The organism is Rhodoferax ferrireducens (assembly GCF_049302455.1).
GTDB lineage: Bacteria > Pseudomonadota > Gammaproteobacteria > Burkholderiales > Burkholderiaceae_C > Rhodoferax > Rhodoferax ferrireducens_B.
The window spans coordinates 37,727-61,477 of sequence record NZ_JBAQMD010000085.1 but is presented as its reverse complement, the minus strand read 5'-3'; the positions used below and the strand labels follow the sequence as shown (position 1 = coordinate 61,477).

The window sequence follows — 23,751 nt, the reverse complement described above, 5'->3', positions numbered from 1 at the left end:
AGCGCATACCAATCGACAATATCAATCGTGCCCGCTGGAGGGTGATGCGGGCTGTGTTGCCGGGGCTTCTTCAGGCCGTGGCGCAATCGAGGGCAGCGCCAGATGCAGGGCCATGTTGTCACCCCGCAGACCCTTTGGTCTGAAACGCTTAAACAGGAGGGGGCGTTCAATGGGGCGTTGATTCCGGGCGTGTCATCAGCGTGTCGGTATAGGCAATCGCAATGGCCGAGAGCAAGAAAGTGATGTGAATTGCGGTTTGGGCAATCAGGACTTTTTCGTCATAGTTGGCGGCGTTGATGAAGGTCTTGAGCAGGTGAATCGAGCTGATGCCGATGATGGCGGTGCCCAGCTTGACCTTCAGCACCGAGGCGTTTACATGGCTGAGCCACTCGGGCTGGTCGCGGTGGCCCTCTAAGTCCATGCGCGACACAAAGGTTTCATAACCGCCAATGATCACCATGATCAGCAGGTTGGAGATCATCACCACGTCAATCAGTGCGAGCACCACCAGCATGATGATGGTTTCGTTCAGTGAGGTGATGGCCACATCGGATTTGTAGCCGATGCTGTTGATCAAGGCCTGCAATGCGGTTTGGCTGCCAAAAGCGGCCTCCAGCAGGTGGACCAGCTCAACCCAGAAATGGAATACATAGACACCTTGCGCAGCGATCAGACCCAGGTAAAGTGGCAGTTGCAGCCAGCGGCTGGCAAAGATGAAGCTTGGGATCGGGCGCATGCGGGGCGCTTTTTCAGGATTTGCAGTACTCATTTGACGTCTTCGTTTATAGGGTTGCCGATTGTAGGGGCGCCGTGCCAGTCGATTGCCAGTTGCGAAGAGTCACAGCATGGAGTCAATAGTGGTGCCACCTTCGGTATTCAGGCACGTCAGTGGCCTGTAAGTGCCAGGCTTCACATTTACGCCTTGCATTTTTAACAAGAGGAGACCTACCCATGAGTTCACCATCCACCGCCGTTGAATCCACCTTGGTTGAAAACCGTGTTTTCCCGCCGAGCGAGGCGATCGTCAAGGCCGCGCGTATTTCCGGCATGGACGGCTACAACGCGCTGTGCGCCGAAGCCGAGAAAGATTTTGAAGGCTTCTGGGCTCGCCTGGCACGCGAAAACGTGGTCTGGACCAAACCTTTCACCAAAACCCTCGACGAGTCCAATGCACCGTTCTACAAATGGTTTGAAGACGGTGAACTCAACGCTTCGGCCAATTGTCTGGACAAGCACATGGGTACGCCGGTCGAGAATAAAACAGCCGTCATTTTTGAAGCCGACGACGGTGCCGTCACCAAGACCAGCTACAAGGAATTGCTGGCCCGCGTCAGCCAGTTTGCCAACGCACTCAAGGCCCATGGCATCAACAAGGGCGACCGCGTCCTGATCTACATGCCGATGTCACTTGAAGGCGTGATTGCCATGCAGGCCTGCGCCCGCATTGGTGCCATCCACAGCGTGGTGTTTGGCGGCTTTTCGGCCAAGGCGCTGCAAGAACGCATCATGGACGCCGGTGCGGTGGCGGTGGTCACGGCCAACTACCAGAAGCGCGGCGGCAAAGAGTTGCCCTTGAAATCGATTGTGGACGAGGGCTTGGGTCTGGGCGGCTGCGAGTCGATCAAGACGGTTTTTGTCTACCAGCGCGCCACCACCGCCTGCAACATGGTTGCCGGGCGCGACGTGACGTTCACCGATGCATTGGCCGGGCAAAGCACCGAATGCGCGCCGGTGGCGGTGGGTGCCGAGCATCCCCTGTTCATTCTTTTCACCTCGGGCTCCACGGGCAAACCCAAGGGCGTGCAGCATTCCACCGGCGGCTTCTTGCTGTGGGCCAAGCTGACGATGGACTGGGTCTTTGACCTGCAGCCGTCCGATGTGTTCTGGTGCACCGCCGACATCGGCTGGATCACCGGCCACTCCTACGTGGCCTATGGACCGCTGGCAGCCGGCGCCACGCAAATCATATTTGAAGGCATCCCGACCTACCCCAATGCCGGGCGCTTCTGGCAGATGATCGAGCGCCACAAGTGCAGCATTTTTTACACCGCGCCGACTGCCATCCGTGCGCTGATCAAGTCGGCCGAGTCCGATGCAAAAGTCCACCCTGATCGCTCGGATCTGTCGAGCCTGCGCATCCTGGGTACGGTCGGCGAACCGATCAACCCCGAAGCCTGGATGTGGTACTACAAACACGTCGGCCATGAGCGTTGCCCGATTGTGGACACCTTCTGGCAGACCGAGTCCGGCGGCCACATGATCTCGCCGCTACCCGGAGCCACGCCACTGGTTCCAGGCAGCTGCACCTTGCCACTGCCCGGCATCATGGCGGCCATCGTGGACGAAGCGGGTCACGATGTGCCCAATGGATCGGGCGGCTTGTTGGTCGTCAAGCGCCCCTGGCCGTCGATGATCCGCACCATCTGGAACGACCCGGAGCGCTTCAAAAAAGGCTATTTCCCGGATGAGTTGGGCGGCACGGTTTATCTGGCGGGGGACGGCGCGGTGCGCAGTGTCGATCGTGGTTACTTCCGCATCACCGGCCGCATCGACGACGTGCTCAACGTCTCAGGTCACCGCATGGGCACGATGGAAATCGAGTCGGCCTTGGTTGCCAAGACCGATCTGGTGGCCGAAGCTGCGGTGGTCGGGCGCCCGGACGATATGACCGGTGAGGCGATTTGTGCCTTTGTGGTGCTCAAGCGTCCGGTGCCCACCGGTGATGAAGCCAAGGCCATTGCCAAGGAACTGCGCGACTGGGTGGCTAAAGAAATTGGCCCGATTGCCAAACCCAAGGACATCCGCTTTGGCGAGAACCTGCCCAAGACCCGTTCCGGCAAGATCATGCGCCGCCTGCTGCGCTCACTGGCCAAGGGTGAGACCATCACCCAGGACACCTCCACACTGGAAAATCCGGCGATTCTGGATCAGTTGGGGCAGACTTACTGAGGATAGCTTGTTGCTATGTTATTTGTAGCTGCATGCGTCCGTACTACGGGGGCTACAGGCTGAAATGACATAAATTTGCCAGCTGATAAAAGCCCGCTTTGCGGGCTTTTATCTTGGCGACGCTGGTGCCATGTTGGGTCTGATCGATGCTGTTGGTTCGAGCCTTGATTCGTTCCCCGGATGGGTCAAAGCTGAGAACTGGATCGAATCGATTCAGTTGGCCTGAAGGATTCGGCTTGGCTGCAGCGTCCTCTGGTCCATTGCTTTGGAGATCAGGGGCTTGGGCAACGTGGCCGCAATACCGGCGTCGTGACAGCCGAGCGGGCCGCCAAAATGCAAACGGCGCCGCGCAAGCCCGCGACGCCGTTGGATGCACGAAGACCCCGAGGGTCAGACCTGACGCCGGCGGCGCGAGATGCCGAGTCCGGCGAGGCTGATGCCCAAGAGCGCCAGCGTCGCAGGCTCCGGCACTTTGTTGTCGTCGATCGGCACGTCGTTGATGGCCACGCCGGCGACCGCAAACGCGCTCTGGTAGGCAGAGTCCAGCGCGTTCGTGACACCGAATTTCAGCGAGTAGTCGCCATCCGCGGTGAACGTGTAGTCCATCTCGATCCAGCCGGTGTAGCCACAACCCTGGCCACTGCCGCCGTAGCAGGAACCTGAGGAGCTGCCAAGCGGCGAGAACGCCGGACCGCCGGCGATGATCGGCGTGGACGCTGGAATCAGCGAAACGCCTGCGCCGAGCCCTGGCAGCCCGAAGCCCGGCACGGTGTCGCCACTGGTGGTGGTGCGCGCTGTGAACAGGTAGGATTCGAAGGTGCTGGTGCCACCGAACAGTGCAGCCCACGCATACTCTGTGTACTGCACTCCATCCGACGTGATGTAGTTGAAGAAGAAGTTCAGCTTGTCGCCAGTGGCCACTGTGAAGGTTGGCGTCTGCACGGTGGTGCCGTTGGTCTCGATCCCGATCGAACCAGTAGGCAGTGTGCCGCCGCCCGTCGGAGCGCCACTGGTCGACATCCACTGGTAGGAGCTGAAGCCAGGCACCAGCGTCACCACGCCGTCGGCCGCCGTGAAGCTGCCGGCATTGCCGTTGGTGGTCCAGCCGGCTGGCAGCGGTGCCGCGTGCGCCACGCCGACACTCAACGCTAACGCAGTGCTGACCATCCACCCGAAAATTTGAATCCGCTTATCCATTTCTTTTCTCCTTAATCAACTCCCAAACGAAGTTTGAAAACGAAAAGCAATATTTGGGCCATAAAGAAAAAACACAGGAAAATCAAGGATATTGGTCGCGAGTTGGCCACTTGATGTCGCTCCACTGTAAGAAAACCCGACGCCGCAACAGGGCCAGATGGATTGTTGAACGCGTGGCGCTCCCGTTCATGTAACAGGGGGCAATACAGACCAGGGCGGGGGATTACTTGAGGCCAAAAGACGCTGCAGATAAAGGAATGGAGAACGACCGCCGCTGTGCATCCGCCGCTCAATCACCCCGTTGCGAATTGCAGCATTCATGTTGGAAATGACATGACGTGACCGGACAACTGTTACATCCTTCGGGGCAATAGCTTCATAGAAGCGATTTGTCCCGCAATTTCCACAGTTTGTCCACAGCTTTTAAAGGGCTTGTGCCCAGCTTTTCATTCGACGTTGGCCTGTCGCTGGCGTAGTATCGACGGCTCAAAGGAAAACCTCACCCCCATGTCTGCTGTACTTTCTGCTGTGCCTTTTGACTACGGTCAAGACGCCCAAGTCGCGCAATTGCGCATTCCCCCGCACTCCATCGAAGCCGAGTCCAGCGTTCTGGGCGGGCTGCTGCTCGACAACGGCGCCTGGGACCGTGTCAACGACCTGTTGACCGAGGGTGATTTTTACCGTTACGAGCACCGCATGGTGTTTATGGCGCTGGGCGCCTTGATCAACGCAACCAAACCGGCCGACGTGATCACGGTGTTTGAACAGTTGCAAAACCAGGGCAAGGCCGAAGAAATCGGCGGCCTGGCTTACCTCAACTCGCTGGCCCAGTATGTGCCCAGTGCGGGCAACATCCGCCGCTACGCCGAGATCGTGCGGGAGCGCTCGATTCTGCGCAAGCTGGTGGCCGCCAGCGATGAAATCTCCACCAACGCCTTTAACCCCAAGGGTCGGGCCGTGGCCGCGATTCTGGACGAGGCCGAGCAAAAAATCTTCAACATCGGCGAAGAGGGCGCGCGCACCCGCCAGGGTTTCCAGGCCATGGACTCGCTGGTGGTGGCGCTGTTGGACCGGGTGCAGGAGATGGCCGACAACCCCAACGATGTCACCGGGGTGCCGACCGGCTTTTATGACCTGGACCGCATGACGGCTGGTTTCCAGGCCGGCGATCTGGTGGTGCTGGCGGCGCGGCCGTCCATGGGCAAAACGGCGCTGGCGATCAACATCGCCGAGCATGTGGCACTCAACGAAGGCCTGCCGGTGGCCGTGTTTTCGATGGAAATGGGCGCCGCGCAACTGGCGGTGCGTATCGTGGGCTCCATCGGGCGTATCAATCAGGGCCACTTGCGCACCGGCAAGCTGACGGACGAGGAATGGCCGCGTCTGACCGAGGCGATCGAGAAGCTGCGCACCATTTCCCTGCACATTGACGAAACGGCGGGCTTGACCTCCAGCGAACTGCGCGCCAACGCACGGCGTCTGTCGCGCCAGTGCGGCAAGCTCGGTCTGATCGTGGTCGACTATTTGCAGCTGATGAGTGGGTCCAACAGCGACGGCGAAAACCGCGCTACTGAGCTGGGCGAGATTTCGCGGGGCCTGAAAATGCTGGCCAAAGAATTGCAATGCCCGGTGATTGCGCTGTCGCAGCTCAACCGAAGTGTGGAGACGCGGCCCGACAAACGCCCGATGATGAGTGACTTGCGCGAGTCCGGCGCCATTGAGCAGGACGCCGACATCATCATGTTCATCTACCGCGACGAGTACTACACCAAGGACGCCTGCAAAGAGCCGGGCGTGGCCGAGATCATCATTGCCAAGCAGCGTAACGGCCCCACCGGCGTGGTCAAGCTGGCGTTCCTGAACACCATCACCAAGTTTGAGTCGCTGGCGTCTGGAGGGAGTGGCGATTTTTAAGCCTGCAGCAACAGGGTCACGTCCGCGCTGGCAGCGCTGGATCTGGTTGGTCTGCGGCGCCATCTTTTTGGCCATCGGTGTCATCGGCATCGTGTTGCCCGTATTGCCGACCACCCCGTTTGTTCTGCTGGCGGCGTATTGCATATCCCGTGGCAGTCAGCGTTATGAGCAGTGGTTGCTGACGCATCACCGCTTTGGCCCGATGGTGCGAGACTGGCGCGCCAACCGCGCCGTGCCTTTGCGTGCCAAGCAGTTTGCCTTGGTCATGATGATCCTGAGTTCGGCGCTCGCGTGGTGGATGATGCCTGTGCAGGTGCGCTGGATCCCCGGGATTTGCTGCTCCGGGGTGGCAGCCTGGTTGTGGAGCCTGCCAACGTCGCGCGAGCCCAGCTAATGAAGTGAGGTGCGGTGATTGCGTCTGCTGAGGGCGAGCCCCGCCAGCCCCAGCCCGAGCAACGCCAGGCTGCCCGGTTCGGGCACGGCCTGAACGGCGTGCAGGAATCCGCGAATCTCGCCGCCCGGGAACTCGGACGTGTGGATGTTGAAGTAGGCGCTGTCGGCGAACATGCCGGCGAACAACGCCGCCTCGGCCTGGCTGACACCAGCTTGCGCTGTGATGAAGGCGGGGTTGTAGGAGGCTGCGTCGCTCATGTCAAACAGGTGGCTGTAGGAGCCGGCGGTAACCCCCGATGGGAATCCGGGGAAGGTCGGCGTTGATGTGGCCACGCCGGCGGCGCCGCTGTCCGGGGCGGCGGTGCAGCAGTGAATGTGGGACGTGGTGGTGAGGCCGACAAGCCCCGAGAAGGTGACTGAGACGTCCATGGTGTGCGCCGCCGCGTCAATGATGACGGTTGCGCTGCCGGTCCCCGGCGATGCATTCGGGATTGCCTCGCTTGGTCCGTCCAGGACGGCGGTGAAGGCCACCGGGGATGCCTGGGATGCAGGGGCGCCGAAAAACGCCGCGGCGAAGGCAAAAATCGTCAGAATTTTTTCCATGGCTGATCTCCTTGGTGTCGGGGTGCAGGTCCAGAATTTCACACGCCCTTGAGGACGCCGGCACAAGCAAATTTCACACCAAGGCAGGCCCCTTGTGGCCGCAAGCCAAGCTGGACGGGCCTCGCCGGGCTTTTTGCCGTCAAACGCTGGCTGGCCCCAATGACAGTGTGTAAGCCAATCCGACAAAATGTCTTGGATTTATGACGTGTATTGACCCTTAATGCCATCCATTAACCATCCACATGGATGGTGATAAGATGGCATCATGAATCAAAACATCACACCCCTTGCGGTCAAGCCCAAGCTGGCGGACTCGGAGAAGATCACCATCAACCTTGGATTTGTCGACTTGGGGCACGTTGACCTGATGGTTGCCGAGGGTTTTTACAGCAACCGGACCGACTTCATCCGCACTGCCATCCGCAATCAGCTCGGGGCCCACTCGGAAGCGGTGCGGCAGGTGGTGGCGCGCAAGATGCTGGTGCTGGGTCTGCAGCATTTCAGCGCCGATGACCTGCGCGCGCTGCAGGCGGCCAGGCAGACGCTGCAGATTCGCGTCCTCGGGCTGGTGACGATCGCGCCTGACGTGACGCCTGAGTTGGCCCTGGCCACCATCGACTCGCTGGAAGTCCTGGGCGCGTTGCAGGCCAGCCCGGCGGTGAAGGCTGCGCTGGCCAATCGCCGGCGCTGATCTTCCCCTTGAAGCCCTCGCCACTCCAACCCAAGAAAGTTTGTATGAACAAGACCCTTCAGGAGCTGATGCGCACCGCCACACGATTGACGCAAGCGGGTCGCTTGAATGAAGCGACCCAGGCCATCCAAAGCGCGTTGCGTGGCACGGCCGCCGCGAGCGTGGCGCCCGGCCCCGCCAACCCGTGGGCGGATGCCGGGTGTTACCTGCTCCCCGGCGCCGCGATGCAGGTGCCGTCGCCGTGGATGCTGGATAGCCGTGCGTCCAAGGTGGATGCGCGCAAGCCGGGCGCCCCCGATGCCGGCGCCGGCCAGTTCATCAGCGGCACACACACCCATGCGGCGTTGACGTGCCACTTCAAGCTCTATCTACCGCCGGGTCGTGCCGGCAAACCAATGCCGCTGGTGGTGATGCTGCACGGCTGCACCCAGGACGCGGATGATTTTGCCGCGGGCACCGCCATGAATGAGCGCGCCCGCGAGCAGGGCTTCTTCGTGCTGTACCCGCAGCAGTCCCCGGACGTCAACCCGTCACGCTGCTGGAACTGGTTCGAGCACAAGCACCAGGAGCGCGGCCGGGGTGAACCGGCCCTGATCGCCAGCCTGACGCAGGCGGTGATCCAACAGCACGGCATTGATGCGCGTCGCGTCTATATCGCCGGTTTGTCGGCCGGTGGCGCAATGGCCGTCATCGTCGCGGCGGCCTACCCGGAGCTGTTTGCGGCCGTCGGCGTTCACTCCGGCTTGCCAAGTGGCGCCGCGAGCAATGTCGCGGAGGCGTTCATGGTGATGAAGAGCGGCCAGGTTGGCATCGTCGAGCGGGCCAGGGGTGGGCCCGCTGGCGCGGTGCCGAAATCGCTGCTGCAGCCGCGCACACCCATACCCACCATCGTATTTCACGGTGACCAGGACCAGACCGTGCATCCGCGCAATGGCGAGCAGGTGATTGCCGCTGCCTTGGTCGCTGCCGCCGGCGGGCAGGACTCACATGCTCGCCCCCCAGGCCGTGCGAGGGTGGAGCAGGGCGTCTCGGCCCAGGGGCGGCGCTACACACGTTCCATCCAGCATGGCGACCAAGGCCAGGCTTTGACCGAGCACTGGCTGGTGCATGGGGCCGGGCACGCATGGTCGGGTGGCCACGCCAGTGGCTCCTACACCGATGCGAGCGGCCCCGATGCCACGCTTGAAATGCTGCGTTTCTTTTTTGACCACCCCATGACGCGTGGCGATGTTTAAGACAAATTGGCCGCTAGCCCTCGTGCTGTAAGCCTGTGTAGCTATCGAAATAGCAGTGGATTGGCATGCCTTCAGGATGAGAATTAAGCTTTAAAGGCATTATTAATTCGAATAATTTGAATGATGTCGTCAAAGTGAGGGGGTGTCAGCCGCCCTGGATGCACCTAAAGTACGGGTCATTCAAGGAGTACTTGCTATGTTGACAGTTCGCAAATCGCAGGAACGCGGCTATGCCGACCACGGCTGGCTCAAGTCCTTTCACAGTTTCTCTTTTGCCGGTTATTACGATCCGCAGCACATGGGCTGGGGCAATCTGCGCGTGATCAATGAAGACTGGATCGCGGCCGGCAAGGGCTTTGGCACGCATGGCCATCGCGACATGGAGATCGTCACCTACGTGCTTTCGGGTGAGCTGGCGCACCAGGACAGCATGGGCAACATCAAGGCGATCCCGCCCGGCGATGTGCAGCGCATGAGCGCCGGCACCGGCGTGCAGCACAGCGAGTTCAACCACGCGCCCGATGCCACCACCCATTTGCTGCAAATCTGGATAGCGCCCAATGTGCTGGGTGTCAAACCCAGCTACGAGCAAAAGACCTTTCTTGATACCGAAAAGCAGGGCCAGTTGCGCCTGGTCGCGTCGCCCGATGGTGCCCAGGGCTCGGTCACGATTCATGCCGATGCGCGCCTGTACGCGGGCTTGTTGGACGGCAACCAGTCCGCCCAACTCACGCTGGCGCCCAATCGAAAGAGTTACGTGCATTTGGTGCGCGGTGAACTCGACGTCAATGGCCAACGCTTGGCCGCCGGTGACGCGGCCTTGCTGGCCGACGAAATCCAGGTCAATCTGACACATGGCAAAGATGCTGAAGTGCTGGTGTTCGACCTGACCCTCTGATTATTCAATTTCATTTTTTTAAACTCCAAAAGGACTTCGCTATGTTGACAACTCTTCAAAACCCGCTGACGCTGATCGGTCGCCTGCTGTTCGCCCTGCTGTTCTTACCGGCGGGCATCTCCAAGATCGCGGGCTTTGCCGGCACCGTCGGCTACATCGGCTCCAAAGGCCTGCCGATGCCCGCACTGGGCGCTGTCATTGCCATCATCGTGGAGGTTGGCGGCTCGCTGGCCTTGATCAGTGGTTTTGGAACCCGCTTTGCGGCGCTGGCATTGGCGGCGTTCACGCTGGTCGCCACGTTTTTCTTTCACAACTTCTGGGGCGTGCCGGTTGACCAGGCGATGATGCAGCAACTGATGTTCTACAAAAACATCGCGGTGGTCGGCGGCCTGCTGCTGCTGGCGGCCCATGGCGCGGGTGCCTGGAGCCTGGACGCCAGGCGTCAAGACTGAGTTGACCCACAGGCCCCGGCACGACGCATCACTTTTTTGATCACGGAGGTCTGCGCCGCAGACCTCCTTCTTTCGCACCTCATCAAGGAAATTCCAAATGGCAAAAGTAGCAGTAGTTTTTCACTCGGGTTATGGTCACACCCTGCGCATGGCGCAAGCGGTTGCAGACGGCGCGGGCGCCGAGCTGGTTCCGATTGATGCCGAAGGCAATCTGACGGACGCGGCTTGGGCCACGCTCAATGCCGCCGATGCGATCATCATGGGCAGCCCGACCTACATGGGCAGCGTGAGCTGGCAGTTCAAGAAGTTTGCCGACGCCTCCAGCAAGCCCTGGTACAGCCAGGCCTGGAAAGACAAGGTGTTTGCCGGCTTTACCAACAGCGCCACCATCAATGGCGACAAGCACTCGACCCTGCATTACCTGTTCACCCTGGCGATGCAGCACAGCGGCATCTGGGCGGGCACCGGCATGTTGCCAAACAACGCCAAGGCGGCGCAACGCAACGACGTCAACTACCTGGGTTCTTCGGCTGGTGCCATGGCACAGTCGCCGTCGGACGCATCGCCCGCAGAAATGCCGCAAGGCGACCTCGACACCGCCAAACTGTTTGGCAAGCGCGTGGCCGAGGTGGCTGCGAAGTTCAATGCCTGATGCGAACCGGCCGCGTCGCTGTTGCTCTTTGCAGTGACCGTTGCGTGGCTGTTCGTGATTGGCCCGGCTATATAAGGCTTTTTGGCCTCTAGCCCCCGTATTGCTTGCGTATATAGCTATTATTTTTATAGCGAGTTGAGCGTTTGCTGCTGCTTCTCGGTCCAGTCGATCAACTCGAATTTGCCTTTGCCCGGTGCTGCGATGTGCTTCAGCAGCAGCCGGTAGGTATCGAGGTCAAACGCCGGTGTGCTGCGGCTGCCCAGGGCGTCCGTCAGTTCGGCTTCATCTTGCACCGTGGCCAGGTGACACCACTGATCAAAGATATGGATGTCCGTGCGCTCGCTGCGGGCGTTGTACTCGCGCAGGCCCACCTTGCCGGGATAGGGCCAGACCAGCAACTTTTGCTGCGCCAGCGCCAGTTGCAGGCGCGGTTGGCGGTTGTAGGCGGGCTGCTTTTCTTTCACCAGACGGGCCGCCAGCAGCAGGGCGCCGATTTCACCCGCAGTCTCCAGCCACTCGATGCGCCGGATCTCCTGGGCCATGCGCATCTCACGCGGCGCCCGGCTGGCAGCCTGAAAATGCGCCAGCACCCGGCTGCGCAGATTGATGCTCTTGCCGATGTACAGGGGCAGCGGCCCTTCACCATAAAAAATGTAAACACCAACCGATTCGGGGATGTCAGCCACTCGGGTCTCCAGTTGCGGGGGCAGGGTGGCGCTGCTTTGCAACAGCGCCAGTGCCTGTTGCCCGAGCAAGGCCGTGCCGTGCTCCTGCCGGGCAATCTGGAGCCAGGCTTGCATCACTTCCACATCGCCCATGGCGCGATGGCGCTCCAGCGTGCGGATGCCGTGGCGTTGCATGATGGCGTCCAGACCGTGGCCCTTGTGTTGCGGGTACAGCAGGCGCGACAGGCGCACCGTGCACAGGGTCTTGACCCGCAGCGCCACGTCCAGGCGGGCCAGTTCGTTCAGCAAAAAACCGTGGTCAAAGCGCACGTTGTGGGCCACCAGCACGGCGCCGTCGAGCAGTGCCAGCAAGTGCTGCGCCACTGTCTCAAAGCCGGGGGCGCCGCGCACCATGGCGTTGCTGATACCGGTCAGGTGCTGGATGAACGGGGAGATCGAGCAGCCCGGATTGACCAGCGTGCTCCAGCGCGCCACCTCTTGCCCGTTTTCAATCCGCACGGCGGCAATCTCGGTGATGCGGTCGTGCACCGGATTGCCACCGGTGGTCTCCAGGTCAAGTAAAACGTAGCAGGGCAGCATGGCTCAACAAAACATCAGCGCCAGCCAGGCCGGGTCGTCGAGCACATTGAGCAGCACAAAGCCGCCCACGCGGTAGAACCACAGCTGGCCAAGCTGCAGGATTTCAGTCGATATCAAGGACATGGGTCCCAAAGCGCCCGTTGCGACGGTCGGCAAAGTAGTGTTCCAGCGTTTCCTTGACAGTCCTGAAGGCGATTTCGTCCCAGGGAATTTCATGCTCGGCAAACAGCCGCGTTTCGATGGTCTCGAAACCGGGTACGAACACGTCGCTGAGCAGGCGCGCCAGGTAAAACACATGGACCTGTCCCACGCGGGGCACGTTCAGCAGCGAGAAGAAACCTTCCATGGCAAACTGCGCGCCCGATTCTTCCAGCGTTTCGCGCGCTGCGCCTTCGGCCACGGTCTCGTTCATTTCCATGAAGCCGGCGGGCAGCGTCCATTTGCCAAAGCGCGGCTCGATATTGCGTTTGCACAGCAAGACCTTGTCGCCCCAGTAGGGCACGGTCCCCACCACGTTGAGTGGATTCTCGTAGTGAATGGTGCTGCACGCCGGACACACCGCGCGCTCTTTGGTGTCGCCATCGTCCGGCAGCCGGTAAATCACGGCGGTGCCGCAGTTTTTGCAGTGTTTGATGGGCGTGCGCAGCATGAAGACAGTGTAATTTGAAAAAATTAAGTCTTTTTCGGCCGGGTGATGGCGGGTGCGATGGCTGAAGCCGGGCTTGCCGCCACCTTGCTGTGTTTCGCAATCAGAGCGCGCGCCGTCGTGAGCAACTGACGGCCGTCAAAACCGCGCTGGTTCATGTCTTCGACCCACGCCACTTCAACCACAGCGGCCTTGCGTCTGAACTCTTGCGCCTCCAGCGCCGGGATGGTGTAAATCGTATTTTTGTGCGCCAGCGCGGCCTGCCGACCGGCGGCGTCTCCGGCTTGTTGCACCCGGCCCAGCCAGCCCGAGGTCTGCAGGCCTGAATTGTTGTCGATGATTTTTTTCAAATCAGGTGGCAGTGCCTGGTAGCTGGCCTTGTTCATCGCCAGCACAAAGGTGGCGGTGTAGAGCGCGCCACCGGCAGGGTCAAACTCGCTGTGGAAGCGGGTGAGTTCATGCACCTTGACCGATGGCACCACTTCCCAGGGCAGCGCGGCGCCGTCGATGGTGCCTTTGGACAGCGCGTCAGGAATGGCCGGCAGCGGCATGCCTACCGGTATGGCGCCCAGATAGCCCAGCATTTTGGTCACCTGGCGGGTCGGGCCGCGCATTTTCAGGCCCTTGAGGTCGGCGGCCGTCTTGATTTGTTTGTCTTTGGTGTGGAAGACGCCAGGGCCATGCACCTGCAGCGCCAGCACTTGTGTGTCTTTGAACTCATCCAACGCCATGGTTTGCATGTATTCCCAGCAGGCTCTTGAGGTGGCCTCGGCATTGCTCATCATGAAGGGCAGCTCGAACACTTCGATCCGGGGGAAGCGGCCCGCCGTGTAGCCCGGGATGGTCCAGATAATGTCCACCACGCCGTCTTTGGCCTGGTCGTACAGTTGCGCCGGGCTGCCGCCCAGTTGCATCGCCGGGTAGGCCTCAAACTGGATGCGGCCACCTGACTCCTTGCGGACCTTGTCCATCCAGACCAGGTGCATGTTCTGCCACACGTTGGACTGCGGTGCCATGAAGGTGTGGAACTTGAGCGTGACGGTGGCGGCGGCCTGGCTGAGAGCGGGCGCTGTCAGTGCCAGGGCGGCGCTGGTTTTGAGCAGGGTGCGTCTTTGCATGATGGCGTATTGAAGGTGTCAGGTGATGAATTTAACCAGCCACAGTGAGATGCCGGGAAAGAACAAAAGAAGGAGTGTACGCAACACATCGCTGACCAAAAATGGCAGCACGCCGCGGTAGCTTTCTGCGATCGGCACCCCGGGTGCCAGACTATTGACAACGTACACATTGAGCCCCACCGGTGGCGCCAGCAGGCCAAAGCCGACCGTCATCAGCACCATGATGCCAAACCAGATACCGACCGACTCGGGCGGCATGCCAAAGTCAAGCCCGATCACCAGCGGAAAGAAAATGGGAATGGTGAGTAAGAGCATCGACAGCTCGTCCATCACCGCGCCCAGCACCACATAAAACAGCAAGATGCTTGATACCACCCACAAGGGCGGCAAGCCCCAGCTTTGCACCACGGCGGCGAGCTGGTTGGGCATCTGGGTCAGTGCCAGCGCCGAATTCATCAAGTCGGCGCCCAGAAAGATCAGGAAGATCATGGCCGAGCCTTGCGCCGCGGCGTAAAAGCAATATCTGAGCTTGGCAAAATTGAGTTCACCCTTGAGCAGCGCGACCCCCAATGTGGCCGCCGCGCCCACGGCGGCGCCCTCGGTGGGGGTGAACCAGCCGCCGTAAATGCCGCCAAAAACGGTCAAAAATACCAGCGCGATCGGCACGACGCCGCGCAGCGCCTGTGTCGCGAGGGGGCTGCTGCGATCTCCCTGGGACGGGTTGAGGGGCGCGTCATGGTCTGGTGCATGGCCCGGCACCAGGCGTACATAGACAGCAATGGCGATCATGTAGCCCAGCATGGCGATGAGGCCCGGTACAAAAGCCGCCGCAAACAGCTTGGCAATGTTCTGCTCGGCCAAAATGGCATAGATCACCAGCGGCACCGAGGGCGGTATCAAAATGCCCAGCGTGCCGCCGGCCGCCAGCGTGCCGGTGGCGAGCCGGCCGGAGTAGCCGTGGCGCGTCAGCTCGGGCAGCGCCACCGAGGTGATGGTGGCTGCCGTGGCCACCGACGAGCCACAAATGGCCCCAAACGCCGCACTGGCCAGCACAGTCGCCATCGCCAGGCCACCCTTGAAGCGCGACATCACGGCACTGGCAAAACCAAACAGCGCCTTGGAGATGCCGCCCTGGGTGGCGAAATGGCCCATCAAAATGAACAGGGGAATGACCGACAGCTCGTAGTTGGCCAAGCGGGCAAAAGCCAGGCTGTTGAGAAAATTGCTGAACGGTCCCCAGCCCGCCTGCAGGACGTAGCCCACTGCGCCGGCCACAAACATGGCCACTGCAATCGGCACGCGCAGCCCCATCAGGGCAAGCATCAGGGCAGTGATCATCAGGCTGAGCAGCAGCGGACTCATACACGCCCCTCAGAATGCACGGCGCCGCCACCGAAGCTTTGTGCGAGCGCAATCAGCGCGGTCAGCACCATCGGCGGCACCATGCTGGCATATACCAGCCACTCGGGAAAGTCCAGCAGCATGGTGCCGGAATGGGACTGCAGGGCGTTGAGCGCGCCCACGCCGGTGCGCCAGGCCAGCAGCGCCATCACGCCTGCCAGCAGCAGCGCGCCCAAGCGGTCCAGCAGGAGCGTGGTTTTAATGCTGGCTTTGGCGGTGAAAAAATCGACCGCGATGTTGCCGCGCTGCCATTGGCACCAGGGCAGGAACAAGGCAATCGCCGCGCCGCTGGCTACGCCTGTCAGCTCAAAGTCACCGGCCAGGGTGAGGCCCAGCGTGTTGCGCCCGATCAGGCTGGCGCAGGTCAGCAGGGTGATCGCGGTGAGCAGGCTGCCGCCCAGAATGGCGCACAACCTGGCCAGCGATGCGAGAAGGCGCAAACGGCTTTTTCCGCGGCGTTGGGGCGTTATTCGACCGTGAGCGTGATGGCGCTCAGGCCGGTGACGCCGCCCTGCAGCGTGTCGCCCGTCACCACGGCGCCGACACCTTCGGGCGTGCCGGTGTAGATCAGGTCGCCCGGCTGCAGCGCCCAGGCGGCAGACAGGTGTTCAATGACTTCGGCAATGGACCAGATCAGCTTGGACACCTGGCTGCGTTGGCGATCCTGGCCATTGACCTGCAGATAAATTTCGGCCTGGGCGATGTCGCCGGCCGCCGCTGCCGGGGTGATGGGACCAATCGGCGCCGAGGCATCAAAGCCCTTGCCAATGCACCAGGGGCGGCCCTGTTTTTTCATCTCGTTTTGCAGGTCGCGCCGCGTCATGTCCAGACCCACGGCGTAGCCAAAGATGTGCTGATGGGCATCGGCCGCCTGGATGTTTTTGCCACCCGTGCCAATCGCCACGACCAGTTCGATTTCGTGGTGCAGATTCTTGGTCAGGCTGGGGTAGGGCAGGCGGGCCGTCTCGCCCGCGTTGACGACCAGCACCGCGTCAGCCGGTTTCATGAAGAAAAAGGGTGGCTCGCGGCCGGTAAAGCCCATCTCTTTGGCGTGATCTTCGTAGTTGCGTCCGACGCAATAAATGCGGTGCACCGGAAAGCGCGCGGCGCTCCCCACAACGGGGACGGACACGATGGGGGCTGGATTAAAAACGTAAGGCATGGCGTTTGTCTTTCTGTCAGGCGGTCATCAGATTCAGGCCGATTTGGCGACCAACTCGAAGTGCTCGACGTTCGGCGCGCCCGCAAAGAACGGCCCGACAATCGCGCGCCACTCGGCAAAGGCGGGCGACTGGCGAAAACCCACCGTATGGTCTTCCAGCGTGTCCCAGAAAATCTGCAGAACATAGCGTTCGGCGTTTTCAATCCCCCGGTTGACCTTGTAGCCCTGAAACCCTTTGGCCTCATGGATGACGGTTTTCAAACCACGCTGGATCGCTTCTTCAAAAGCGGCGTTCTGGCCAGGGAGGATGCGGATGTCGGCGAGTTCGAGGATCATGAAAGTCTCCGTTGTTGTGTTCGGTATTGACAGGCAGCGAAGTTTAACGTTAGACCCTCGACCACTCGACGCCTTTGGGCCTGCGGTATGCTGCGACCCCATGCAAACACAAAACTTTATCCCCGGCAAAGATGCCTCTCTTGAATCCACCATCAACAACCATCAAACCAGGCTGCAGGCGCTTGGTTTTCATATTGAGGAGCGCTCCTGGCTGAATCCGGTGGACGGCATCTGGTCGGTGCATATTCGCGACCGCGATTGCCCGCTCATGTTCACCAACGGCAAAGGCGCCACCCGGCTGGCCTGTCTGGCCAGCGCCCTGGGCGAGTTTTTTGAACGGCTCTCGACCAATTATTTCTGGACCCACTATTACCTGGGCCCCGATATTGCCAACCGGCCCTATGTGCACTACCCGCAGGAGCGCTGGTTTGCGCCCGGTGAAGACGGCAGTTGGCCAACTGAATTGCTCAACGCCGATTTGCATCGGTTTTACAACCCCGAAGGTACTATTGAAGCCAGCAGCCTGGTGGAGTTCAACTCCGGCAACTTTGATCGCGGTATTTGCGCCATTCCCTATGTGCGTCAGCGTGACGGCGCGGTGACCTACTTCCCGGTCAATGTGATTGGCAATTTGTATGTCAGCAACGGCATGTCGGCCGGCAACACGCAGGCGGAGGCGCGCACGCAAGCCTTGTCGGAAATATTCGAGCGCCACGTCAAGGCCCGCATCATCAGCGAAGGCATTTGCCTGCCCGATGTGCCGCAGGCTGTGATTGCCCGCTATCCGCGCATTGCGGCTGGTATTGCCGCCCTGCGCGCAGCCGGCTTTGGTATTCTGGTCAAGGATGCCTCGCTGGGCGGCCAATACCCGGTGATGAATGTGACGCTGTTGCACCCCGAAGACCAAGGCTGCTTTGCCAGTTTTGGCGCGCACCCGCGCTTTGAGATTGCGCTGGAGCGTGCGTTGACCGAGCTGCTGCAGGGCCGTGCGCTCGATTCGTTGGCAGGCTTTCCGGCACCGGGCTTTGATCTGGAAGAGGTTGGCAGCTCCACCAACATCGAAATCCATTTTGTCGATTCCAGCGGTGTGATTCACTGGAAGTTTCTGGGCGACGAGCCGGATCACGCGTTTGTCGACTGGAACTTCAGCAACACCACGGCCGAGGATTACGCCTGGGCGGTGGATCGCATTCACAAGGACGGGCGCGACATCTACATTGCCGACTTCACCCACCTGGGCGTCTATGCCTGCCGCATCCTGGTGCCGGGCATGTCCGAGATTTACCCGGTGGATGACCTGGCGTTTGAGAACAACAGCGTGGGCAACAGCATCCGTGAAGCGATTTTGAATCTGCCCGATCTCGACGACGAAGAATGTTCAGACCTCCTCGATACGCTCAACGAGTCGGCGCTGGCCGATCAGCGCCCGGTGGCCGGCGTGATCGGGCTGGCCGCCGATGCCGGCTCATTCTGGAGCGACTTGCGCGTGGGCGAGCTCAAGACCCTGCTGGCGCTGGCCATTGGTGATGAAGCGGCCACGCTGGAGGGCTGTGACTGGATCAAGCACTTTGCGCAACTCAACCCGCAGCGGCGCGCGGTTTACGCCTGCATCGAGAGCATCATCAATCTGGCCGAGATGGGCGACAGTGGACCGTATATGGACGCCTTGCGCCAGTTGTACGGTGCCGGGGCCGTGGCGCAGGCGCACGCGCTCATCATGCAGACCGACCGTTTCATGGGTTTGAATGCGCCGGGCCTGGCGCTTGATGGCTGTGAAATGCACCACAAGTTGTTGGCGGCTTATGACAAGGTCCGTGCCAGCCATGCGTGATGGCAGCAGGGCGCACAGGCTTGAAAAACGACTGAATCAGACGTGAGTTTGCATCCCGACTGGCTGGTTCCCCGTTGGCCCGCTCCCGGCAATGTGCATGCGGTGTGCAGCACGCGCGCCGGTGGCCAGTCGGTGGCACCGTATGACGCGTTCAATCTGGGCGATCACGTGGGCGACGACCCGCTGGCTGTTCAGGCCAATCGCCTCAGACTGGAACAGGCCCTGGGCGCGCGGCCGGTTTTCTTGTCGCAGGTGCATGGTGCGCAGGTCGAACAGGTTTCAGTCGATACCGCACATGGCACTGTGGCCGATGGCTGCCTCACGGCTCAGCCCGGCGTGGCCTGCACCATCATGGTGGCTGATTGCCTGCCGGTGCTCTTGACCAACGCACAGGGCAGTCTGGTGGCGGCGGCGCATGCCGGTTGGCGTGGCTTGGCTGGGCTGGGCGGGCGCGGCATTCTGGAGCAGGTTATAGAGTCTTTCAGGGCTCTAGCCCCCGTGGATAAAGCGTCTATAGCTACTGAAATAATAGCATGGTTAGGCCCCTGCATTGGACCGCGGGCGTTTGAGGTCGGTGATGAGGTGCGCGCGGCGTTTGTGGCGCAGGACGGGCAAGCGCGGGCCATGTTCAGGCCGCAGGGCGACGGCAAATGGCTGGCGGATCTGCAGGGCCTGGCCCGCTTGCGGCTGCGTGCCCTGGGTGTGACCGAAATTTACGGCAACGACGGCACAAGCCCATGGTGCACGGTCGGCCAAACGTCAAGGTTCTTTTCGCACCGGCGTGACCGCGTCAGTGGCCGCATGGCCGCCTGCATCTGGCTGGACTGACGCTTTTCCGGCCGTCATTTTGGCCAACTCTGCGGCCTCTCTGGCCTTGATGGCGCGGCGGCGGGACGGTGCGCCCATCAGGTAAACCACCAGGGCCACCGGAACCAGCCCATACAACACAAAGGTGATGAGCGCGCCCAACAGCGTGCCGTTTGAATTGGTGGCTTCTGCCACGGCCATCATGAGCGCAACATACAACCAGGCAAGGGGCACGATGTACATAAATGAGTAAGTTAGTATCGGATTGAAAAATGTCAGGTTTTGGACGAGCCAGTCCCGGATACTAGAGCGTTTATAAGAACGCGAACATGAGAGAGGACTTCACATGACGCAGGATATCCCGGAAATTCTGGGGCAATCGGCCCAGCAATTTCAACAGACTTTGGGTGAGGGTTGGCGTAACGCTTTCCAGTCGTTCCAGAACATGGATTTGGGTCAGGCAGCAAAGGGTTTGATCCCGCCGGGCAGCCCGCCGCCCAAGATCAGTTTTGCCCCCGAGAAGCTGCAGGCGCTGCAACAGCAGTACCTCCAGGAGGCGGCGACACTCTGGGGCCAAAGCCTGCACGGCACCACACCGCCCAAGGATCGGCGCTTTGCCGACAAGGCCTGGGAAAGCAATCCGATGGCGGCTTTCTCGGCCGCGGCTTACCTGCTCAACACCCGCACCCTGATGGGTCTGGCCGATGCCGTGCAGGCCGATGCCAAGACCCGGGCCCGCATCCGCTTCGCGGTTGAACAGTTGACCGCGGCGGCCGCGCCGAGCAACTTTTTGGCCCTCAACGCCGAGGCGCAGCAAAAGGCGATCGAGTCCCAGGGCGAGAGTATTGCCAAAGGCGTGACCAATCTGATTCATGACCTGCGTCAGGGCCATGTGTCCATGACCGATGAAAGCATTTTCGAAGTCGGTAAAAACGTCGCGACCACCGAGGGCGCGGTGGTGTTCGAGAACGACTTGTTCCAGCTGATCGAATACAAGCCGCTGACCGACAAGGTGTATGAAAAGCCCTTCCTGCTGGTGCCGCCGTGCATCAACAAGTTTTATATCCTGGACCTGCAGCCGGATAACTCGCTGATCCGCTATGCCGTGGCGCAGGGCCACCGGACCTTTGTGGTGAGTTGGCGCAACCCGGACGCCTCGCTGGCGCACAAAACCTGGGATGACTACATTGACGATGCGGTGATCAAAGCCATCACGGTCACGCAGGACATTACCGGGGCCAAGAGCATCAACGCGCTGGGCTTTTGTGTTGGCGGCACCATGCTGGGCACGGCACTGGCGGTGCTGGCGGCGCGCGGCGAAAAGCCCGTTGCCAGTGCCACCTTTCTCACGTCCTTGCTCGATTTCAGCGACACCGGCATTCTGGACGTCTTTATCGACGAGGCGTTTGTCAAATACCGGGAACAGGAGATGGGCCAGGGCGGCTTGATGAAAGGAAAAGACCTGTCAAGCACCTTCAGTTTCCTGCGCCCCAACGACCTGGTGTGGAACTATGTGGTGGGCAACTACCTCAAGGGTGAGACCCCGCCGCCGTTTGACCTGCTGTACTGGAACAGCGATTCCACCAACCTGCCGGGGCCGTACTACGCCTGGTACTTGCGCAATACCTACCTGGAAAACAAGCTGGTCAAGCCCGGCCAGGCGCTTGTCTGTGGTGAAAAGGTCGATCTGGGTCTGGTGGACATGCCGGTCTACATCTATGGTTCGCGCGAAGACCATATCGTGCCGATTGGCGGCGCTTACGCATCGACTCAGGTTTTGCCCGGTAAAAAGCGCTTCGTGATGGGGGCCTCCGGCCACATTGCGGGCGTGATCAACCCACCGGCCAAGAAGAAACGCAGCCACTGGTTACGCGCTGACGGCAAGTTGCCCAAAGCGCACGCCGAATGGCTGGCCGGGGCGACTGAGCAAGCGGGCAGTTGGTGGACGGACTGGTCCCAGTGGTTAGTGAGCCACGCGGGCAAGCAGATTCCTGCGCCCAAGACGTATGGCAAAGGCAAATACAGGGCCATCGAAGCAGCCCCCGGCCGCTATGTCAAGGCCAAAGCATAATTTTTGCTATTTTTTGTAACTACTTTTTTAAACTTCAGGAGATAAAAAATGGAAGACATCGTGATCGTTTCGGCCGCACGCACGGCCGTGGGCAAATTTGGTGGAACCCTGGCCAAAACGCCAGCCCCGGAGCTGGGAGCCGCCGTCATCAAAGCCTTGCTGGCGCGCACGGGCTTGAGCGCTGATCAGATTGGTGAAGTCATTTTGGGCCAGGTGCTGACGGCCGGCTCGGGTCAAAACCCGGCCCGCCAGGCGCTCATCAAGAGTGGCTTGCTGATTGAAACCCCGGCACTGACCGTGAACTGTGTCTGCGGCTCCGGCCTGAAGGCCGTGATGCTGGCCGCGCAAGCGGTGGCTTACGGCGACAGCGACATTGTGATTGCGGGTGGCCAGGAAAACATGAGCGCGTCACCCCATGTGTTGCTCGGCTCGCGGGACGGTCAGCGCATGGGCGACTGGAAGATGATCGACTCCATGATCGTCGACGGCTTGTGGGACGTCTACAACCAGGTCCACATGGGTATCACGGCTGAAAACGTCAACAAAAAATACGGCATCACGCGCGAAATGCAGGACGCGCTGGCATTGGGCAGCCAGCAGAAGGCCGCCGCTGCGCAAGACGCCGGCAAGTTCAAGGACGAAATCGTGCCGCTCAGCATTGCCCAGAAGAAGGGCGATGCTATTGTCTTTGACACCGACGAGTTCTTGAACCGCAAGACCAATGCGGCCGCCCTGGCCGGTCTGCGTCCCGCCTTTGACAAGGCCGGCAGCGTGACCGCCGGCAATGCCTCCGGCATCAACGACGGCGCCGCTGCCGTGATGGTGATGACGGCCAAGAAAGCCGCCGCCCTGGGGCTCAAACCACTGGGCCGCATTGCCAGCTTTGCCACCTCCGGTGTCGATCCGGCCCTGATGGGCATGGGTCCGGTGCCGGCGTCTCAAAAAGCGCTGGCGCGCGCGGGCTGGAAGGCCGCCGACCTTGACTTGATGGAAATCAACGAAGCGTTTGCAGCGCAGGCTTGTGCCGTCAATCAGCAAATGGGTTGGGACACCTCCAAACTCAACGTCAACGGCGGTGCGATTGCCATCGGGCACCCGGTGGGTGCGTCCGGTTGCCGTATTCTGGTCACGCTGTTGCATGAAATGCAGCGCCGCGACGCCAGGAAGGGCCTTGCTTCTCTGTGCATTGGCGGTGGCATGGGCGTGGCGCTGACGATCGAGCGTTAAGGGACACCGCAGGCGCTGCTGGAGTTTGTGCCCGGTGCGGTGCTCGCGTTAGTGTTTTCCGCAATGCGACGGGCGGGATTAGTCGCTATAGTGTTTTACAGTCGTACAAGTGGATTCGTTCAATCAAAGGAGAAAAAATATGAATCAAAAAGTAGCCTATGTCACGGGGGGCATGGGGGGCATCGGTACCGCCATTTGCCAGCGTTTGCACAAAGAGGGCTTCAAGGTCATTGCAGGCTGCGGCCCGACACGTGACCATGCCAAATGGCTGGCCGAACAGCAGGCACTGGGCTTTACGTTTTATGCCTCAGTCGGTAACGTCGGCAATTGGGATTCCACCGTCGACGCCTTTACCAAGGCCAAGGCCGAGCACGGCAGCATTGATCTGCTGGTGAACAACGCCGGCATCACGCGCGACCGCATGTTCGTCAAGATGACCCGTGATGACTGGGATGCGGTGATTGAAACCAACCTGAACTCCATGTTCAACGTCACCAAGCAAGTGGTGGCCGACATGGTGGAAAAAGGCTGGGGCCGCATCATCAATATTTCGTCCGTCAATGGCGCCAAGGGCCAGGCCGGCCAGACCAACTATTCGGCCGCCAAGGCCGGCATGCACGGCTTCACCATGGCGCTGGCGCAAGAGCTGGCCACCAAGGGCGTCACCGTCAATACCGTGAGCCCGGGCTACATCGGAACCGACATGGTCAAGGCCATTCGTCAGGATGTGCTCGACAAGATCATTGCCACGGTGCCGGTCAAGCGTCTGGGCGAGCCAAGTGAAATTGCCTCCATCATTGCCTGGATTGCCTCCGACGAGGGTGGCTACTCAACCGGCGCCGATTTCTCGGTGAACGGCGGCCTGCACATGGGCTGATGCGGCAGGGCTGAATCGGCTGCATC

The 23,751-nt window shown here is 60.8% G+C and carries 24 protein-coding genes; 13 read left to right on the top strand and 11 right to left on the bottom strand.

Features of this window, described 5'->3' with window-relative positions; all coding sequences use genetic code 11:
- Positions 1-166 precede the first annotated feature (166 nt).
- Complete coding sequence (locus WA157_RS14975; RefSeq protein WP_422621726.1) at positions 167-769, bottom strand: YqhA family protein; 603 nt, start codon at positions 767-769, stop codon at positions 167-169.
- A 182-nt stretch (positions 770-951) separates the two neighbouring features.
- On the opposite strand from WA157_RS14975, the gene acs reads away from it, so the two are divergent.
- On the top strand, positions 952-2,949 hold the full coding sequence (gene acs / locus WA157_RS14970) for an acetate--CoA ligase (protein WP_422621725.1): 1,998 nt from the start codon (positions 952-954) through the stop codon (positions 2,947-2,949).
- 390 nt (positions 2,950-3,339) lie between these two features.
- On the opposite strand, the gene WA157_RS14965 is transcribed toward acs, so the two are convergent.
- On the bottom strand, positions 3,340-4,146 hold the full coding sequence (locus WA157_RS14965) for an NF038132 family protein (protein ID WP_422621724.1): 807 nt from the start codon (positions 4,144-4,146) through the stop codon (positions 3,340-3,342).
- 507 nt (positions 4,147-4,653) lie between these two features.
- Here WA157_RS14965 and dnaB point away from each other — a divergent pair.
- A complete protein-coding gene (dnaB, locus tag WA157_RS14960) occupies positions 4,654-6,060 on the top strand; it encodes a replicative DNA helicase (RefSeq protein ID WP_422621723.1) in 1,407 nt (468 codons plus the stop codon).
- Positions 6,023-6,454 (top strand): YbaN family protein, encoded by a 432-nt coding sequence (locus WA157_RS14955; protein WP_422621722.1) that lies wholly within the window; start codon positions 6,023-6,025, stop codon positions 6,452-6,454. The genes dnaB and WA157_RS14955 overlap by 38 nt, the downstream gene beginning before the upstream one ends.
- Here the strand turns inward: WA157_RS14955 and WA157_RS14950 are convergent.
- Positions 6,451-7,056, bottom strand: coding sequence for a CHRD domain-containing protein (locus WA157_RS14950; RefSeq protein WP_422621721.1), 606 nt, complete (start codon positions 7,054-7,056; stop codon positions 6,451-6,453). The genes WA157_RS14955 and WA157_RS14950 overlap by 4 nt on opposite strands.
- Before the next feature lie 265 nt (positions 7,057-7,321).
- Between WA157_RS14950 and WA157_RS14945 the strand changes: the two genes are divergently transcribed.
- The 5 genes from WA157_RS14945 (at position 7,322) to WA157_RS14925 (ending at position 10,984) form a co-directional block, all read left to right on the top strand.
- Entirely contained in the window at positions 7,322-7,747 is a 426-nt protein-coding gene (locus tag WA157_RS14945) for a CopG family transcriptional regulator (protein ID WP_422621720.1), read from the top strand.
- A gap of 44 nt (positions 7,748-7,791) precedes the next feature.
- Entirely contained in the window at positions 7,792-8,982 is a 1,191-nt protein-coding gene (locus WA157_RS14940; protein ID WP_422621719.1) for an alpha/beta hydrolase family esterase, read from the top strand.
- A 196-nt stretch (positions 8,983-9,178) separates the two neighbouring features.
- Entirely contained in the window at positions 9,179-9,880 is a 702-nt protein-coding gene (locus WA157_RS14935; protein ID WP_422621718.1) for a pirin family protein, read from the top strand.
- Positions 9,881-9,921: 41 nt separating this feature from the next.
- Positions 9,922-10,332 carry a DoxX family protein gene (locus WA157_RS14930; RefSeq protein WP_422621717.1) on the top strand — a complete coding sequence of 137 codons (411 nt, stop codon included), beginning with the start codon at positions 9,922-9,924 and terminating at the stop codon, positions 10,330-10,332.
- A gap of 97 nt (positions 10,333-10,429) precedes the next feature.
- Positions 10,430-10,984, top strand: coding sequence for a flavodoxin family protein (locus tag WA157_RS14925; RefSeq protein ID WP_422621716.1), 555 nt, complete (start codon positions 10,430-10,432; stop codon positions 10,982-10,984).
- 125 nt (positions 10,985-11,109) lie between these two features.
- Here WA157_RS14925 and WA157_RS14920 read toward each other — a convergent pair whose 3' ends face one another.
- The 7 genes from WA157_RS14920 to WA157_RS14890 form a co-directional block, all read right to left on the bottom strand.
- Complete coding sequence (locus WA157_RS14920; RefSeq protein WP_422621715.1) at positions 11,110-12,249, bottom strand: exonuclease domain-containing protein; 1,140 nt, start codon at positions 12,247-12,249, stop codon at positions 11,110-11,112.
- A gap of 103 nt (positions 12,250-12,352) precedes the next feature.
- On the bottom strand, positions 12,353-12,898 hold the full coding sequence (locus tag WA157_RS14915; RefSeq protein ID WP_422621714.1) for an NUDIX hydrolase: 546 nt from the start codon (positions 12,896-12,898) through the stop codon (positions 12,353-12,355).
- A 23-nt stretch (positions 12,899-12,921) separates the two neighbouring features.
- Positions 12,922-14,013: a TRAP transporter substrate-binding protein gene (locus WA157_RS14910; protein ID WP_422621713.1), complete on the bottom strand. Its 1,092-nt coding sequence runs from the start codon at positions 14,011-14,013 to the stop codon at positions 12,922-12,924.
- 18 nt (positions 14,014-14,031) lie between these two features.
- Positions 14,032-15,375 (bottom strand): TRAP transporter large permease, encoded by a 1,344-nt coding sequence (locus tag WA157_RS14905; RefSeq protein ID WP_422621712.1) that lies wholly within the window; start codon positions 15,373-15,375, stop codon positions 14,032-14,034.
- Positions 15,372-15,854: a TRAP transporter small permease gene (locus WA157_RS14900; RefSeq protein ID WP_422621711.1), complete on the bottom strand. Its 483-nt coding sequence runs from the start codon at positions 15,852-15,854 to the stop codon at positions 15,372-15,374. The genes WA157_RS14905 and WA157_RS14900 overlap by 4 nt, the downstream gene beginning before the upstream one ends.
- Positions 15,855-15,880: 26 nt before the next feature.
- Positions 15,881-16,576: a fumarylacetoacetate hydrolase family protein gene (locus WA157_RS14895; RefSeq protein ID WP_422621710.1), complete on the bottom strand. Its 696-nt coding sequence runs from the start codon at positions 16,574-16,576 to the stop codon at positions 15,881-15,883.
- Between the two features lie 33 nt (positions 16,577-16,609).
- Positions 16,610-16,912, bottom strand: coding sequence for an antibiotic biosynthesis monooxygenase family protein (locus WA157_RS14890; RefSeq protein ID WP_422621709.1), 303 nt, complete (start codon positions 16,910-16,912; stop codon positions 16,610-16,612).
- 100 nt (positions 16,913-17,012) lie between these two features.
- Here WA157_RS14890 and ycaO point away from each other — a divergent pair, with 100 nt between their 5' ends.
- The gene (gene ycaO, locus WA157_RS14885; protein ID WP_422621708.1) at positions 17,013-18,743 is read left to right on the top strand and encodes a 30S ribosomal protein S12 methylthiotransferase accessory factor YcaO; all 1,731 of its coding nucleotides are present in this window, start codon (positions 17,013-17,015) and stop codon (positions 18,741-18,743) included.
- Between the two features lie 48 nt (positions 18,744-18,791).
- A complete protein-coding gene (gene pgeF / locus WA157_RS14880) occupies positions 18,792-19,571 on the top strand; it encodes a peptidoglycan editing factor PgeF (protein ID WP_422621740.1) in 780 nt (259 codons plus the stop codon).
- Here the strand turns inward: pgeF and WA157_RS14875 are convergent.
- Positions 19,503-19,793 (bottom strand): hypothetical protein, encoded by a 291-nt coding sequence (locus WA157_RS14875; RefSeq protein WP_011464848.1) that lies wholly within the window; start codon positions 19,791-19,793, stop codon positions 19,503-19,505. The genes pgeF and WA157_RS14875 overlap by 69 nt on opposite strands.
- 103 nt (positions 19,794-19,896) lie before the next feature.
- Here WA157_RS14875 and WA157_RS14870 point away from each other — a divergent pair, with 103 nt between their 5' ends.
- The 3 genes from WA157_RS14870 to phbB all read left to right on the top strand — a co-directional run bounded on the left by WA157_RS14870 (position 19,897) and on the right by phbB (position 23,725).
- A complete protein-coding gene (locus WA157_RS14870) occupies positions 19,897-21,621 on the top strand; it encodes a PHA/PHB synthase family protein (RefSeq protein ID WP_422621707.1) in 1,725 nt (574 codons plus the stop codon).
- A gap of 48 nt (positions 21,622-21,669) precedes the next feature.
- A complete protein-coding gene (locus WA157_RS14865) occupies positions 21,670-22,848 on the top strand; it encodes an acetyl-CoA C-acetyltransferase (RefSeq protein ID WP_011464846.1) in 1,179 nt (392 codons plus the stop codon).
- A gap of 139 nt (positions 22,849-22,987) precedes the next feature.
- A complete protein-coding gene (gene phbB / locus WA157_RS14860; RefSeq protein ID WP_422621706.1) occupies positions 22,988-23,725 on the top strand; it encodes an acetoacetyl-CoA reductase in 738 nt (245 codons plus the stop codon).
- Positions 23,726-23,751 lie beyond the last annotated feature (26 nt).